This is a genomic window from Ochrobactrum sp. S1502_03 (assembly GCF_044435015.1).
GTDB lineage: Bacteria > Pseudomonadota > Alphaproteobacteria > Rhizobiales > Rhizobiaceae > Brucella > Brucella chromiisoli.
The window spans coordinates 29,033-43,109 of sequence record NZ_JAYEXN010000017.1; the positions used below are offsets into that span (position 1 = coordinate 29,033).

Here is a 14,077-nt window from a genome sequence, read left to right on the forward strand (position 1 = left end):
ATACAAATTGGCAAGGGTGCCGAGTGGCACCCTTGCTTCATGATCACGCAGCCTTGGCGCGTTGGTTGGCCGAAGCATCCGCAAGTTTCGTCAGATCGCTGTCCGTTTTCGACTCTTCCTGAAGCGTCTGATCGAGAAGCTTCGCCGCATCGCTCAGGCCAAGTTCTTTTGCCCACCGCTTCAAAGTTCCATATCGGGTGATTTCGTAGTGCTCGACCGCCTGCGCGGACGAAATCAGGCCGGCGTCGAGCGCCGCTGTATCCTTGAACTCCTCCATGATCTCCTCGCCTTCGGCGATGATCCCTTCGATCGCGTCGCAGGTTTTGCCTCTCGCTGCCTTGCCCATGATCTCGAATACCTGGACAAGTCGTTCGACATGGCCCTCCGTCTCTTCGCGATGCTTCTCGAAAGCAGCCTTCAGGTCTTCCGACTGCGCCGCACGTTTCATCTTCGGCAAAGCCTTCAGGATCTTGCGCTCAGCGTAATAGATGTCCTTGAGAGTGTCGTGGAACAGGTCTTCAAGGGTCTTTTCCTTTGCCATGGTACTTCTCCTCTCATGAATTGTCGGATCGATATTTGAAGCGCCGAAGGCCGCTAAGTTCGCGGAAAAATGTGAGAATTAGCCAGTGTTCCGGTTCAAAGCGGGCATCTTCACCCGTCTTTTAACGCAATGTGATAGCTTAAGTTCCGTGGCTGGGGCACACAGGGGGCTTGTTCGAAGGAAGATTACAGAGCAGATATTTATGATGCTGCTGTAAATGCTACAACTCGATGATCTTAAATAGACAATTCAGTATATAAGGACATCTGCCACCTTTGCTCCAAGGTCTAGGCTGACAGATAAGTTAAAACACAGCTATGTCGAATGGACGAGCGCCGAAACGCATTGTAGGTTTGAACTGAGCGTTTGATGGAGGGACAATGCCGGAGCACCTGTTCGCCCGGTTCAGTGAGGGGCATGACGAATTCGCGAACCCGAGCGTCATGGTGAGGAACATCCGTGCCTTCGACTGGTCTCGATCGTCGGCGGGGCCGATCTATATCTGGCCAGAAGAACTCAAATCAGCGGTCCGACTGATTTTGCTTTCTGCTGCACCCATGGCAGTTCTGATTGGTCGCGAGGGCCTTGTGGTTCAGAATGATGCCCTGCAGGAGATGCTCGGTGAGCGCTATGCAACTGCACTCGGGCAACCGATTACGAAAGCGTTGCCCGTAGCGGCCAGCTTTTTCCGTGATGCGATCAGTTCCTGTTACGACGGCAAAGGCGTGCGTTTCCGCGACCAGCCAGTCAAGTTGTTGCGCGACCGGCAGTTGGAAACGGCCTGGTTCAGCCTCGCGTTGACACCCATAGCCGACACCCATGCCCACATCTATGGCGTTCTGGTGGTTGCCAGCGAAACGACCGAACGAATGCGGGCGCTCAAGGCGCTGGAGTGGTCGCAACAGCGGATGGAACTGGCACTTGATGCCGGTGGTATCGTAGGAACCTGGGATCTGGACGTTCGCAGTAACAGGGTAACCACGAGCGGCTCCTTTGCCGGCCTGTTTGGTATTTCCCAGGAGGAATCACGGCGTGGCGTCAGGATTGATATGCTGTCGCCATCTGTTCACCCCCAGGATCGCGACCGAGTCTTTGAGGGTTTGCGCGCCGCAATCACGTCGGGTTCGGATTATCGCTGTCACTATCGCGCAGTAACCAGCAAAGGGGACACCCGCTGGTTTATTGTTTCCGGGCGCCCTGTCTGTGACGACAGGGGACGGATCGTCCAGTTCGCAGGTGTTGTCATTGACACAACTGAGCAGAGCGAGATGGCGGCCGCTCTCGAACAGAGCAATCTTCGGTTCGACCTTCTGGCGGAATCCATACCCCAGATAATCTGGAGCGCGGATGCGGACGGACGGCACGATTATTTCAACGGACGGTGGACGGAATTCACCGGCATCGCCCCGGAAAATATCCAGCCGACAACCTGGCAGAAACTCATCCATCCTGACGACCGGGATCGGGTTGCCGAAACCTGGCAAGAGTGTCTGAAGACTGGCAAGACCTACGACATCGACTACCGCTTTCGTTATCATGACGGCAGCTATCGTTGGCTCTGGGTCGTTGCCCTTCCGCTCCGAAATGCAGACGGCGAGATCATCCGCTGGTACGGGACGTCATCGGATATCGATGCGCCTAAGCTGCTGGAAGAACAACGCGAGATGGTATCTCAGGAACTCGACCACCGGATCAAGAATCTGTTTGCGTTGGTTAATGGGTTGATCGCCGTGTCTGTCCCAGAGCAGCCGGAACACCGGCCGCTTGCAGAAACCTTACGAGCCCGTCTGGATGCCTTGCACCGGGCCCATGGGCTTATTCGCGCCGGGATGAAGCAGAACTCCGCTTCACTGCGAGGTTTGCTGGAACAATTGCTCGCTCCCTACATGGGCGGAAGCAACAATCGAATCACTATTGATGGTCTGGACGTTACAATTGACCCGGGAGTGGCGACATCGGTTGCCTTGGTATTCCACGAACTGATCACCAATGCCGCGAAATACGGGGCGTTGTCTCGGGCTGCGGGAGCCCTTCATGTCACGGTGAGCACGGACGGCGATCACCAGATTATCGAATGGAACGAGAAGTTCAGCGGCTGCGTGAATGGCGAAGCCGGAGAGGGGTTTGGTTCGCGACTCATCAAAACCATGGTTGAGGATCAACTCCGCGGACGAATAACCCGTGACCTGTCGGCGAAGGGGCTGACGACACGCATCGCAATTCCGCGTTCGATCTTTGCTTCACCTGCTGGACGATAGCTGAGCGCATCCCGACCGATTTTTGCTTCGCATTCAATTCCCTGTGTAGCCACTGGACGGTGCGCGCGGCCCCCTTGGAAAGCAACCGCCTCGGAGTGTAATAACCATTGGTTATTTCACTGAATGGCTTTGTAGGTTATGAGGCGTCGGCGGTATTCTTCGGCTTGAGAATGACGAAACGGAGGACTGCGTCTACTCCGTAACCCTATAAATTGATGCCGCCCGCAAGTTGGGTGTCGTTGGAGGAGGCCTGCCGATTACTTCATGGACGGGGGTGTAGGGCCCAAAGTTCTTTTGAACGCCTGGGCGAACGCGCTATGTGAATGGTATCCGACAGCTTCGGCCACCGCCGCCCCTCTCTTGCCCGCCCCGAGCATGCGCTGTGCGAGGATCATGCGCCATGTGGTCATGTGGCCGAGCGGAGGTTGGCCCGCGCGGTTCAAAGGTCGAGTGCCACGTTGGCCCATTTCTCGACCTGATGGAATGTATAGAGCGCAGCGACCGCGATCAGCGTCACGGCAGCAACGACGATCCAGGCATTCCATGCGGCATAGGTTTCAGCCGCATAGCCGAGATGCCAAGGCGACAGCAGAAGACCGAGACCGGCAATGATGTTGAGGACATCGAAAGCCATCCGGTTATCGGAAGACAAAGACTTCAGCATCGTTCATTCCTCCGTGTTGGTTTGCTTGCCTCTTCAACGAACCGTCTTTCGCGAACGGGAGGCGGGTGCGGCGGCGCTTCCGCCTCCGCCATCGCGAAGCTTGGAAGCCGGATCGCGCGGAGGCAAAAGACGCCTTTCATCCGCTCCAGGCAAAAACGGTGCGAGTTCATCCAGCGTGAACGCGCCCGCCGCGATCTCGTGCAGGGCAAAATCGCCCACGGTGCGATCGACTGCGTCGAGCCTCGGTTCCGCGCCCCGGGCGAGCGCCCGGATGCGGGAGGCAGCGGCAAGCGTCAGCGCGAACCGGTTCGGCAGAACCTTCTGGCAATCGAAAACGACATGCGTATCCATCGCCGGACCTCATGCTGCCTTTCGTGTGCCTGAATCATCCCGATCATCCGCAACCTCGCGTTCAAGCGCGAGCAGCGCCTGCTCGACCTCGTCGAGGCGCGACGGCCGGTCGTTCTCGGGCATGCCTTCGTTGGTGGCCTGGTCGATCAGGTACTCGGTCCAGGCCCAGTTCATCAGAATCGCGCGCTTCGCCTCCAGCGTCAGCGTCGGATCGCTGACCACCTTCATGGGCGTCGTCCAGCTTTCAGGACCGGACGGGTCGTTGCGGTTCGCCGCGCCGTCGAGCGCACGCCCGTAGGTCTCTCGAAGGGCGGCGAGCCCGAGCCGGTCGAGCGTCGCATCCGAGAAGGCGTGCGTTGATTTTCCTACACACGCCTGCTTCTCATCGGCGCGCTGGCTGCGGCCACTGCCTGTCGTCTGCCGGGGCGGTGTTTGGACCATATAGGTCAGACCCTGTCGCTCGGCGTAGCGGATGGCCGATTGCAATGTCGGGAAGCTCAGCTCGACCTGGGTCAGCGTATCGTCGCCGCCCGTGTAGCCCATCAGCGGCTCGATGAAGGGCGCGGTGCGCCGCTCGAACACAAGTCGCCAGCCCTTCGTGCCGGCCTTGCCGGAGGTCGTCACCGCGCGGGACGGCTTGTAGATGCGCGCAACCGCGCCAGCCGGGAAGACCGAGCGCCCCATCGAAAGGGGCTTGTGCCGGTTGTCGTTCGACGGCCGCTCTTGCGGAATTGAATTTCCAGTTGATCTGTTGATCTGTCTCGTCATCTCCATTGTTCATCCCTCCCTCTCTGGCGAAGGATGCAGCCGACGGCGGCCAGGTGGCCCGCCGCCGGCGCCTGCCATGCATCAGCTCTTGATGGCGATGCGCTTCACCTGCGACTGCGCCTTTTCGCTCTTGGGCAAGGTCACGGTCAGCACGCCGTTTTTGAACCGCGCGTCGACCTGGTCGTCCTTGACCTCGTAGCCGAGCGGGATGCGACGCTCGAAGCGGCCATAGAAGCGCTCGGAGAACTGTCGGTCCTTGTCCTCCGTCTCGGAGCGCTTCTCGCCCTTCAACGTCAGCACGCCGTCGTCGAGCAGGACCTGAATGTCCTTCTCTTCGAGGCCCGGCACCTCAGCTGTCACCTTGATTTCCTTCTCGCCGTCGGAGATCTCCACGCTCGGCCAGCCGCCGCTGAAGGCGGAAGCTCCCACGATAGAGGGCAGGTTCGAGCCGAAGCCGCGGAAGACGTCGTCAAACAGCCGATTCACCTCGCGATGCAGCGAGAGGAACGGATCACGATCGCCATCGCGCAAAACACTGGGAACCTGATTGCCGTTGCTGCGGCCCCAGGGGATCAAATCACGGACACTCATTATTCTTCTCCTTTCTGTTCGTTCGATTGACAATGCTTTCCCGTCGGCGCCGGGAAGTGCCCGGCGCCTTGCGCGAATTACGCTGAGAGAGCTACCTCAGGCGGCCTGCTTGTCGGCCTCGATCTGCCTGGTCTCGACCTTGGGCAGTGCCTCTCCGGCCGCGATCTGGATCTTGCGCGGCTTCATCTCTTCGGGAATCTCACGCTTGAGATCAATCGTCAGCAGACCATTGACGAGGCTAGCGCCCACGACCTTCACGTGGTCCGCCAATTCAAAGCGACGCTGGAATGTGCGCGCGGCAATTCCGCGATGCAGATACTGGCTGTTATCCTCGCCAGCCTTCTGACCGGATACCAGGAGCATGTTCTGCTCCTGGGTGATGGTCAGTTCGTCTTGCGAGAAGCCGGCCACCGCCATGGTGATGCGGTAGTCGTCCTCGCCGGTCTTGGCTATGTCATAAGGCGGCCAGTTGTCGATGGTCTCGACACGGCTCGCAGCTTCGAGCGCGTTCAGCATTCGGTCGAAGCCGATGCTCGACCGGAACAGGGGAGTAAAATCGAAAGTGGTTCTCATAGCCACATCCTCCTTGTGAAGCAATATGGGTACAAGTTGTTATCCCGCAGGACGCTTTTGCATCCGCTCGGTTTTCCGACCCCCAATGGGGGCGTCAGACAACTACAATTTAGTTTCGCCGCAGAACTGTTCAAGGGGCAATCTTCGTGTCGATACGACTTTGATCCGGAGATGAAAATTTCCAATTAATCAACGTGCGGACCATGAGGAGGTGACGATATGCGGCCGAGAACATCAGCGCCATTTCTGGTCTGCTCCATGGCGCGCTGATCATGCAAATCAGCCAAACAGGTGTAGCCGCCGAGGTGCTTGCTTAAGCTGTGTCTTTCTCAACGAAGAGAGTTCTACAGACGATGGCTTCCCGTCAGTGCTGCGCTGTCGACTGCACTCTGCGAAAAACGGCAGGTTTCCGACCGCGACCGAGTTAAGTCGAATGGCTGAAATGGGATTGGAAGTTGACGCCTAACATTCACGATTTATCGGGTTGTAGCGTAAAAACGGCGGATTTTTATCTCTTCTGTTAGAATACGGCGATTGGCGGTGTTTTGGCGGATTCGCGTTAGGAATTCGAACTTGGTCCCCGTTAACAAATTAAGCCGCGAATTTCGATATAGTCCGTTCAACTAAACGCAGGAATCGTTTGTTGCGAGCCCCCGCAACCAGTTAGAATCTAAAGCCTTCAACCAATTCAAGCAGTTGGCTGAGGGCTTTTGTTTGATAAAGTCTCCCAAGACGAATCAAAATCACGTTTTATAAGTCATATCAGTGCCTTACCGGAAACAGGTTCAAATCGAGAGGCAGCCAACACGCAACCAGCCACACAAAGATAGTATATGGTTTAATGAGTAATAAGTTATCAAGCTAAGCGGATTTATCCCACTTTTGATTACTGTTTCGAACAGTTGATACGATCGCGAAACATGCGAGGGCGCATGATGCGATAGCAGTTGCCAAAACAATGAACTGAATCTGGATTCAGTTGAATCGGTTCACGGTGATTTAGTGTTTCGGCTTTGAGCCGATCATGTCATACGTACACCGTATTTCATCAAGGGGCTGAGATGGCTCAAAAATCCATAACGCTGAAGGACGTGGCTGCTCTTGCGAATGTGTCGCGGGCGACGGCTGCGCGGGCGCTCAATAGTTATGGATATGTCGGCGGAGAGACGGCAAAAAAGGTGCGTGAAGCCGCAGAAACACTCGGCTATCGCGGCAACCGGCTGGCGCAGGCTTTGCGCAACGGCCAATTGCCGATCATCGGATGTGTACTGGGCGACATACAGAATCCGTTTTTTGCGCGGATCGCGCATGATGTCGAGGTGGTGGCCCGGCAGGAAGGATATAATCTCATCATCGGCAGCAGCGAGGAACAGGCAGGGCAGGAAAAATCCCTGCTTTCAAGCCTGCACTCGCTCAGCATTCGCGGTTTCATCGTGGCGCCGACTTCGGCCAGCGACGATGTTCATCTGAAGGAATTGATCGATGACGGCATTCCGGTCGTACTGGTCGACCGCGAGGCGCGTGGTGTCAGTTGCGACAGTGTGGTCGTGGATAATGAAGGCGGCGCGCGCAAGGCCATCGAATATCTGATCGCAATGGGCCATGTCCGTATCGGACTTTTACAGGACGATACCCGCATTTTCACATCCCAAGAGCGTTTCAACGGCTACAGAAATGCTTTGAGCGACAATGGCATAGACGTCGATGAGCAACTGATCTCGGTGTCTAAATCGACGGTCGAACACGCTATCGACGCAACCATCCGTATGTTTAGCCGCAAGAATCCCCCCACCGCGCTCTTTACGGTCGATAGCCTCATGACGCAGGGCGCGCTGCTCGCCTTCCGCTCGATGGGCATATCGATCCCCCGTGACGTTTCGTTAATCGGTTTCGATGATTTCAATCTGGCGACTTTCACGGATCCACAAATTACAGTCGTGGCTCAGCCAGTATCCGAAATCGGTTTCGCCGCAGCCCGCCTCCTGCTGGAGCGTCTCGCCGGCAATGACGATCCTCCAAAGCATTTTCGCTTTGAAACCAAGCTGATAGTGCGAGGTTCGGTCAGCCGTAGAATATCCGGCTGAGTTTGATGCTTCGATTCAAAACAGTTGAAGCGGCCCTCGTGCGTGCGGACGGGAGCGCTGCGCGCTAACAGCGTCTGTCAAAGAAACTTCAAAAATCTTCTTGTCATTGAAAAAATCTTGTGCGCTAAATGAGTATGAGATCGATCTCATATCGTCTCAAGGGAGTTTTACGCAGGTCGGGTCGCCGCGAAGGGAAGGTTCCAGCGCTCGTGGAAATGGAAAGGCTTTTGATGCTCAATTTCGACAAAGATCGCTTTGTGAAGATCCAAAGCGGCGCGGTTTCGATCGCGAACGATGCGCGCGCCCTGATGGGCAAGCTCCTGGCCGAAGGATTGGAACGTGTGTTCTTCATGGGCACGGGCGGCGTGCAGCTTCTGACGCTACCCGCCGTCGATCTGGCATGTAATTCGACGATCTTTCCTGTCGCGACCGCGTTCCCGGCGCAAGTCGTCCTGCAACCGCCAGCGGGACTGAATGAGAAGGCTCTGGTCATTATTCCGTCTTTGTCGGGCACCACCAGGGAAAGCGTGCAGCTTCTTTCCTTCCTGAAGGAAAAGGGCGTCAGGACGCTTTCCCTAACCGGCCACAAGGACACGCCGCTTGGACTGGAGGCGGATTATAATTTCACCAATTTCGCCGAGGACGACACCTCGTCCGAATCCTTCTACCTGCAAACGCTTTTGATTGTTCTGGCGCTTCTCGCTGAACGCGGCGAGTATGACGATTTCGATGCCACGGCGAATGAATTGAAGCGCCTGCCGGAACTGCTGGTCGGGGTCAAGCAAGGCTATGAACAGGCCGCCGCCGCTCTCGCCCATGAAATCAAGGACGAGACCTATCATATCTTCACCGGCGCGGGTTCGGTCTGGCCGCAATCCTATTATTACGGCATGTGCATTCTGGAAGAAATGCAGTGGATACGCACTCGTCCGGTCCATGCGACCGATTTCTTCCACGGCACGCTCGAACTGGTGGAGCCGGGTGTCAGCGTCTTCGTCTTCAAGGGTGAGGATGCCTACCGTTCCCTGTCGGAACGGGTTGAGAATTTCTCCCGCCGCTACACCGATAAGGTGCGGGTGCTGGATGCGGCTTCGGTCGAGCTTCCGGGCATTTCCGCCAAAACGCGCGGCCTGATTTCCCCCGTCATTCTGGCAACTATGCTGGAGCGCCTGAGCGCGCATCTGGAGGTGCTGCGCGATCATCCGCTGACGACGCGCCGTTATTACAAGCGCGTCGAATATTGATACCGGCGGCCCGGCTCCGCGCTTTGGGTTCCGGGCCTCCACATAAAAGCAGGCATGATAAACAACCGACAGAGAGGGACTGCAAAATGAACAAGAAGACGTTTCTTAGCACCACAGGTCTGGCTTCCCTGATGGCAGGCGGCCTGCTGTTCGGCGGCGTGAATGTCGCACCGGCGAAAGACCCGGTCGTCGCCGAGCCGGGCGCTTCGGTCGAATATTCCGGCAAGCTGGGCATTCTGACAAAGTTCGGATTACAGCAGCTTTCGCCTTTCTTCGTCAACGTGGCGAAGGAATATGAAAAGCTCCATCCGGACGTCAAGATCGAGCTGATTCAGGAAAGCGACGACAGCGTCAAGGGCAAGACGAAGGCGCTGGTCGCATCCAATTCCCTGCCCGACATCTATTTCAGCTGGACGGGCAGCTGGGGCGAGAATTTCATTCGCGGCAACCGCGCGGTCGATCTGAGCAAGGTGATCGGCCCGGATAGCGAATGGGGCAAGCAACTTGCCCATGCCGCCGTTTCCGCCTTCCAGTATAACGGCAAATATTACGGCATTCCGCTTTATCTCGACGCCAAGTTCATGGGCTACAACAAGGCGATGTTCGAGAAGGCGGGTGTGGCCGCTCCGAAGGATTTCGACGAATTGCTGTCTGCCTGCGCGGCCTTGCGCAAGTCCGGCGTCACACCGATTTCCTTCGGCAACAAGGAAGGCTGGCCCGCCGTCCATTTCGCGGGACAACTGCTTTCCTATAATGTCCCCCAGGCGACGCTTGAAAAGGATTTCAATCCGGCAACAGCGGAATATTCCGATCCGGGCTATGTCGCGAGCCTGACGCAGTTGAAGCAGTTGGTCGATCAGTGCACCGATGGCGCGGCGACCAATGGTTCGTCCTATGCTTCCGCCTTGCAGGCTTTCAGCAATGCGAAATCCGCCATGTATTATCAGGAAATCATCGAGTTCGACCAGAGCACGGCGGAAGGCTCACCTCTCAAAAGCGCGGACTTCGGCTTTTTCAAGCTGCCCGCGCCGAAGGACGCGAAGGGCGATGCCAAATCCATCGAAGGCGCGCCGGAAGGCTACATGATCAATGCGGCGTCGAAGAACGTTCCGCTCGCCATCGATTTCATGAAATTCGTGACATCGGCGGAAAACGGCAAAATTCTTTCCGCGCCGCCTTACGGCCAGCCGAGCGCGACCGTGGGCGGCTATTCCGAGGAAAACATGAACCCGGCGGTCGTGGGCGGCCTGAAGGAAATCGCGGCCTCGTCCTATCTGATGCCGTGGCTCGATACCGCCAATCCGCCGCGTGTCGCGTCCGTCTGGCTTTCCGGTCTTCAGGCTCTGATCGGCGGCTCCATGACGCCTGAACAGGTCATGGAGAAAGTGAAAGAAGCAGCAGCTTCATCGAAATAAGGGTGTGGTTCTTCCATGGCCGTCAGCAAGTATGAACCGAAAGGCGAAGCCGCTCAAAACGGCTTCGCCCCGCCGAACCGGCCGGAGCCGGTCGCGTTCGGCCTATTCGCGAAACTTCTGTCGTTCCGCTGGGTCTTGGCCGCTTTTGTCCTGATCCTCTGGTTCGTCTATTATCCGATCATCGACAATTTCATCGTCAGCACGACCAATCAGGATATTTTTACCGGCGAAACGTCCTTTATCGGACTGGATAATTACCGGCGTCTGGGAGACGATCCCATCGTCTGGACCGCGATCTGGAACAACATGCTCTATGCGGTTCTGTCGGTGGCGTTCCAGGTGTTCGGCGCTTTCGTTCTCGCCGCGATCATCGAAGGTCTGCAAGAGGAAAAGTGGCGGAGGTTCTGGCGCGCGGTCTATTTCGTGCCTTCGGCGATCTCGATCACCGTGACGGGGCTTCTGTTCTATTTCATCTATCAGCCGGATATCGGCCTGCTGGATAGCGCGTTGAAGGCGGTCGGCCTTGGCGCATGGTCGCGCGCCTGGCTCGGCGAGGAGGGCACGGCGATCTATGCGATCATCGCCATGAGCCAATGGCAGGGTTTCGGCTATTCCACCCTGCTGTTCGCCATCGCGATCCAGAAAATCCCGCGTGAACTTTACGATGCGGCGATCATGGACGGAGCCGGTATGTGGCGGCGTCTGTGGAACATCACCTTTCCGCTTACCCGCGAAATGACCGGCCTGATGGTCATCGTCACGATTACCGGCGCGTTTCAGGTATTCAACGAGGTCATGGTCATGACCGGCGGCGGGCCGAACAACAGCAGCCAGGTGCTGGGAACGTGGCTCTATCAGCAGGGATTCATCGAGAACGATTTCGGCTATGGCGCGGCCATAGCGTCGGTCATCTTCGTCATTACCTTGCTGACCGGGTTTGCCCAGCTCTGGTACACGAAGCGGCGGAGGGTGCATCTATGAATGCCTCATACCAACCCCGTGAGGCGGAGCGCACGGATTTCCTGCATGTATTGGGTAAAACCTGCCTCATGACCTTTCTGGTTACGCTTGGAATTGTCGTAATCTATCCATTGCTCTGGATGGCGCTCAATGGTTTCAAGACCAATTCGGAAATCTTCGGCAATCCTTTCGCGCTGCCGTCCGGCTTCACGCTGGAAAATTATAACGCGGCGTGGAACCAGGGTATCCGCAATTATATCGCGACGAGCATCATCGTAACGCTGCTGTCGGCAGTCTGCACGGTGCTGATCAGCGCGTGGACGGCCTATGGGCTGACGCGCTCGCGACTTCCCGGCAAGCCGCTTTTCGTCGGCATCGTTCTGGGCGGTCTTATGCTCAGCCCGACGGTGGCTGTCATTCCGCTGGTGCGCATGATGCAGCAGCTTGGCCTCTACAACACCTATTGGGCGCTGATCCTGCTTTATACGGCGTTCCGCATTCCTTTCACCACCTTCCTGATCCGCGCCTATATGCTCGGTCTGCCGCGCGATCTGGACGAGGCGGCGGTTATGGACGGCGCAAGCGAAAGCCAGATTTTCTGGCGCGTCACCCTGCCTCTATGCAAGCCGATACTGGTTTCCTGCGTCATTCTCCACGTCCTGTTCGCATGGAACGAATATCTGTTCGCCATGATTTTCACCAGCGGCGCGGATGTGCAGACGCTTCCCGTGGGACTGACCTCCATCATGGCCAAGCACGGCACCAATTATGCGGTCGTCTTTGCCGCTATGACCCTGTCGGCCCTGCCCATCCTCATCGTGTTCTTCGCTGCCCAGCGTTTCTTCATTCGCGGGCTGGCCGAAGGCATCGGCAAGTAACAGCGAAAGATCGATCGAAATGCTGAAACGTGAGCAACTTCTAGGCGCGAATTTCTCTTTCCAGCATCATCCGTTTCGCTGGACGGCGGAACGCCTGAGCGGACTGGGCTTCCGGCGAATGGAGCTTTGGGGTATCGCGCCGCATCTGGACCTTTTCCACGACAATCGCGGGCGGTTGCGTGAAGTCATCTCTATTCTGGACGATTGCGGGCTTGCCGTTCATTGCTTCACGCCGGAGCAGGTGCTTTATCCCATCAATATCGCGTCGGGCGACAAGCCCTATCGCGAGGCCAGCGTGGAACGCTTCATCCGCGCCGCCGATATGGCTGCCGAACTCGGCGCGAAATATCTGTTCCTGACGCCGGGGCGCGGTTTCGAGAACGAGGAACGCGAGCGCGGCTGGGCGCATGCGGTCGAATCCATAGACCGTATCGCAAGCCATGCCGGGCAGGCTGGTTTACGCTGCCTGCTGGAGCCGCTGCAACGGCTGGAAAGCAATCTCGTCAACGATGTCGCCGATCTGGAGCGCATGTGGCGGGAGCTTTCCGCCGGCAATGTCGATTTGGTGCTTGATCTCGTGGCCATGGCGACGGCGGGCGACAGCGTTGCCGACTATTTTGCAAGGTTCGGCGAACATCTCGCCCATGTCCATATCGTCGATGGCACGCCAGCGGGACATCTGGTCTGGGGCGACGGCAATCTGCCTCTGAAGGACTATCTTGCGGCGCTCGGCGCAGCGGATTTCAAGGGCACTTTTACCTTCGAGCCGTTCGGCAACGGCTCCTATGCGCTCGATCCCGTCACCGCATGGAAGCGGTGCCTCACGGCGATTGCGCCTCATCTCGGTTCAATGGAATGACAATGACAAACTTTGCTCCAAATCTCATCGCCGTCGGCGATAATTGCCTCGACGTCTATCTGACCAAGGGTTTCGTGACGGTCGGCGGCAACGCCCTCAATGTCGCGGTGCAATGGAAACGCAATGGCTGGAATGCGCGCTATTTCGGTGCGCTGGGTGATGATCAGGAAGCGGAACTCATGCTTGCCGCGATCAAAGCCACGGGCCTCGATCCGGCCGATGTGGAAATCCTGAAAGGTTCGTCCGCCGTCACCTTGCTGATGGACGAGGCGGGCGAACGACGCTTTCTGCTGGAATCGCTGGGCGTGGGCGAGAATTATTTCCCCGAACCGCAGCGCTATCGTGAGTTGCTGGCCGCTGACTGGGTGCATCTGGGCACCCATTCCAGCGACAGGCTTGTCCGTCAACTGGTTGCGGACGGTGTGCCTTTCAGCCTCGATGTTTCGACCGAGCCGTTCGCCATATCGCTCGAAGGCGTGCCGCTGGTGTTTGCTTCCGGCCCGGAAGACCCTTCCGTTCCGGTCGAGCCGTTCATCGCGCAGTTGAAACAGGCGGGCGCGAAAAAGGTCGTGGTCACCTGCGGCAAGCGCGGTTCTTTCTACGATAACGGTGTTCATGACTTTTCCGCCGGGTCCGTTCCGGTTTCGGTCGTTGACACCTGCGGCGCGGGCGACAGTTTCATCTCTTCGTTTCTGTCCGTTCTTCTGTTCAAGTCCTACGACGAAGCCGCCGCGCTCGGTTATGCGGCGGGGCAGGCCTCGCAGACCTGCACGCATCTCGGCGGGTTTCCGCAGGACATCCATCCGGTCCCGCAATGGCTGCTGGAGAAATATGACAGCGTGATTCATGCCGCACACGGGGCCGCACACGGGGCCGAACAGGGAGCTTGAG

General features: G+C 57.4%; 15 protein-coding genes. 8 read left to right on the top strand and 7 right to left on the bottom strand.

Going from position 1 to position 14,077, the window contains the following annotated elements; genetic code table 11:
- Window positions 1-43: 43 nt before the first annotated feature.
- Window positions 44-541 carry a ferritin-like domain-containing protein gene (locus tag VBH83_RS12375; protein WP_109987526.1) on the bottom strand — a complete coding sequence of 166 codons (498 nt, stop codon included), beginning with the start codon at window positions 539-541 and terminating at the stop codon, window positions 44-46.
- Between the two features lie 380 nt (window positions 542-921).
- Here VBH83_RS12375 and VBH83_RS12380 point away from each other — a divergent pair, with 380 nt between their 5' ends.
- Window positions 922-2,799, top strand: a complete 1,878-nt coding sequence (locus VBH83_RS12380; protein ID WP_396997919.1) for a PAS domain-containing protein — start codon at window positions 922-924, stop codon at window positions 2,797-2,799.
- A 257-nt stretch (window positions 2,800-3,056) separates the two neighbouring features.
- Here VBH83_RS12380 and VBH83_RS12385 read toward each other — a convergent pair whose 3' ends face one another.
- The 6 genes from VBH83_RS12385 to VBH83_RS12410 form a co-directional block, all read right to left on the bottom strand.
- Window positions 3,057-3,344 (bottom strand): helix-turn-helix domain-containing protein, encoded by a 288-nt coding sequence (locus VBH83_RS12385; protein WP_151682376.1) that lies wholly within the window; start codon window positions 3,342-3,344, stop codon window positions 3,057-3,059.
- Window positions 3,239-3,463, bottom strand: coding sequence for an SPW repeat protein (locus tag VBH83_RS12390; protein WP_235925443.1), 225 nt, complete (start codon window positions 3,461-3,463; stop codon window positions 3,239-3,241). Before VBH83_RS12390 ends, VBH83_RS12385 begins: the two co-directional genes overlap by 106 nt.
- A 33-nt stretch (window positions 3,464-3,496) precedes the next feature.
- On the bottom strand, window positions 3,497-3,814 hold the full coding sequence (locus VBH83_RS12395; protein ID WP_109987524.1) for a DNA-directed RNA polymerase subunit omega: 318 nt from the start codon (window positions 3,812-3,814) through the stop codon (window positions 3,497-3,499).
- A gap of 9 nt (window positions 3,815-3,823) precedes the next feature.
- On the bottom strand, window positions 3,824-4,588 hold the full coding sequence (locus VBH83_RS12400) for an NADH dehydrogenase ubiquinone Fe-S protein 4 (protein WP_109987523.1): 765 nt from the start codon (window positions 4,586-4,588) through the stop codon (window positions 3,824-3,826).
- A 75-nt stretch (window positions 4,589-4,663) separates the two neighbouring features.
- Window positions 4,664-5,173 carry an Hsp20/alpha crystallin family protein gene (locus VBH83_RS12405; RefSeq protein WP_109987522.1) on the bottom strand — a complete coding sequence of 170 codons (510 nt, stop codon included), beginning with the start codon at window positions 5,171-5,173 and terminating at the stop codon, window positions 4,664-4,666.
- A 96-nt stretch (window positions 5,174-5,269) separates the two neighbouring features.
- On the bottom strand, window positions 5,270-5,746 hold the full coding sequence (locus VBH83_RS12410) for an Hsp20 family protein (protein WP_151682375.1): 477 nt from the start codon (window positions 5,744-5,746) through the stop codon (window positions 5,270-5,272).
- A gap of 1,061 nt (window positions 5,747-6,807) precedes the next feature.
- On the opposite strand from VBH83_RS12410, the gene VBH83_RS12415 reads away from it, so the two are divergent.
- The 7 genes from VBH83_RS12415 to VBH83_RS12445 all read left to right on the top strand — a co-directional run bounded on the left by VBH83_RS12415 (window position 6,808) and on the right by VBH83_RS12445 (window position 14,076).
- Window positions 6,808-7,830, top strand: coding sequence for a LacI family DNA-binding transcriptional regulator (locus tag VBH83_RS12415; protein WP_119039530.1), 1,023 nt, complete (start codon window positions 6,808-6,810; stop codon window positions 7,828-7,830).
- Window positions 7,831-8,060: 230 nt separating this feature from the next.
- Window positions 8,061-9,074, top strand: a complete 1,014-nt coding sequence (locus VBH83_RS12420; RefSeq protein WP_396997924.1) for an SIS domain-containing protein — start codon at window positions 8,061-8,063, stop codon at window positions 9,072-9,074.
- Between the two features lie 86 nt (window positions 9,075-9,160).
- Entirely contained in the window at window positions 9,161-10,489 is a 1,329-nt protein-coding gene (locus tag VBH83_RS12425) for an ABC transporter substrate-binding protein (protein ID WP_396997926.1), read from the top strand.
- A gap of 15 nt (window positions 10,490-10,504) precedes the next feature.
- Entirely contained in the window at window positions 10,505-11,470 is a 966-nt protein-coding gene (locus VBH83_RS12430; RefSeq protein WP_396997928.1) for a carbohydrate ABC transporter permease, read from the top strand.
- Complete coding sequence (locus VBH83_RS12435; RefSeq protein WP_396997930.1) at window positions 11,467-12,327, top strand: carbohydrate ABC transporter permease; 861 nt, start codon at window positions 11,467-11,469, stop codon at window positions 12,325-12,327. The genes VBH83_RS12430 and VBH83_RS12435 overlap by 4 nt, the downstream gene beginning before the upstream one ends.
- A gap of 19 nt (window positions 12,328-12,346) precedes the next feature.
- Window positions 12,347-13,186, top strand: coding sequence for a sugar phosphate isomerase/epimerase family protein (locus VBH83_RS12440; protein ID WP_396997932.1), 840 nt, complete (start codon window positions 12,347-12,349; stop codon window positions 13,184-13,186).
- A gap of 2 nt (window positions 13,187-13,188) precedes the next feature.
- Complete coding sequence (locus VBH83_RS12445) at window positions 13,189-14,076, top strand: PfkB family carbohydrate kinase (RefSeq protein ID WP_396997934.1); 888 nt, start codon at window positions 13,189-13,191, stop codon at window positions 14,074-14,076.
- Window position 14,077: the final 1 nt, after the last annotated feature.

Excerpts from the sequence above, each read along its gene's own strand:
- VBH83_RS12375 (WP_109987526.1), bottom strand. The coding sequence starts at position 541 with ATGGCAAAGGAAAAGACCCTTGAAGACCTGTTCCACGACACTCTCAAG.
- VBH83_RS12380 (WP_396997919.1), top strand. The coding sequence starts at position 922 with ATGCCGGAGCACCTGTTCGCCCGGTTCAGTGAGGGGCATGACGAATTC.
- VBH83_RS12385 (WP_151682376.1), bottom strand. The coding sequence starts at position 3,344 with ATGGAATGCCTGGATCGTCGTTGCTGCCGTGACGCTGATCGCGGTCGC.
- VBH83_RS12390 (WP_235925443.1), bottom strand. The coding sequence starts at position 3,463 with ATGCTGAAGTCTTTGTCTTCCGATAACCGGATGGCTTTCGATGTCCTC.
- VBH83_RS12395 (WP_109987524.1), bottom strand. The coding sequence starts at position 3,814 with ATGGATACGCATGTCGTTTTCGATTGCCAGAAGGTTCTGCCGAACCGG.
- VBH83_RS12400 (WP_109987523.1), bottom strand. The coding sequence starts at position 4,588 with ATGGAGATGACGAGACAGATCAACAGATCAACTGGAAATTCAATTCCG.
- VBH83_RS12405 (WP_109987522.1), bottom strand. The coding sequence starts at position 5,173 with ATGAGTGTCCGTGATTTGATCCCCTGGGGCCGCAGCAACGGCAATCAG.
- VBH83_RS12410 (WP_151682375.1), bottom strand. The coding sequence starts at position 5,746 with ATGAGAACCACTTTCGATTTTACTCCCCTGTTCCGGTCGAGCATCGGC.
- VBH83_RS12415 (WP_119039530.1), top strand. The coding sequence starts at position 6,808 with ATGGCTCAAAAATCCATAACGCTGAAGGACGTGGCTGCTCTTGCGAAT.
- VBH83_RS12420 (WP_396997924.1), top strand. The coding sequence starts at position 8,061 with ATGCTCAATTTCGACAAAGATCGCTTTGTGAAGATCCAAAGCGGCGCG.
- VBH83_RS12425 (WP_396997926.1), top strand. The coding sequence starts at position 9,161 with ATGAACAAGAAGACGTTTCTTAGCACCACAGGTCTGGCTTCCCTGATG.
- VBH83_RS12430 (WP_396997928.1), top strand. The coding sequence starts at position 10,505 with ATGGCCGTCAGCAAGTATGAACCGAAAGGCGAAGCCGCTCAAAACGGC.
- VBH83_RS12435 (WP_396997930.1), top strand. The coding sequence starts at position 11,467 with ATGAATGCCTCATACCAACCCCGTGAGGCGGAGCGCACGGATTTCCTG.
- VBH83_RS12440 (WP_396997932.1), top strand. The coding sequence starts at position 12,347 with ATGCTGAAACGTGAGCAACTTCTAGGCGCGAATTTCTCTTTCCAGCAT.
- VBH83_RS12445 (WP_396997934.1), top strand. The coding sequence starts at position 13,189 with ATGACAAACTTTGCTCCAAATCTCATCGCCGTCGGCGATAATTGCCTC.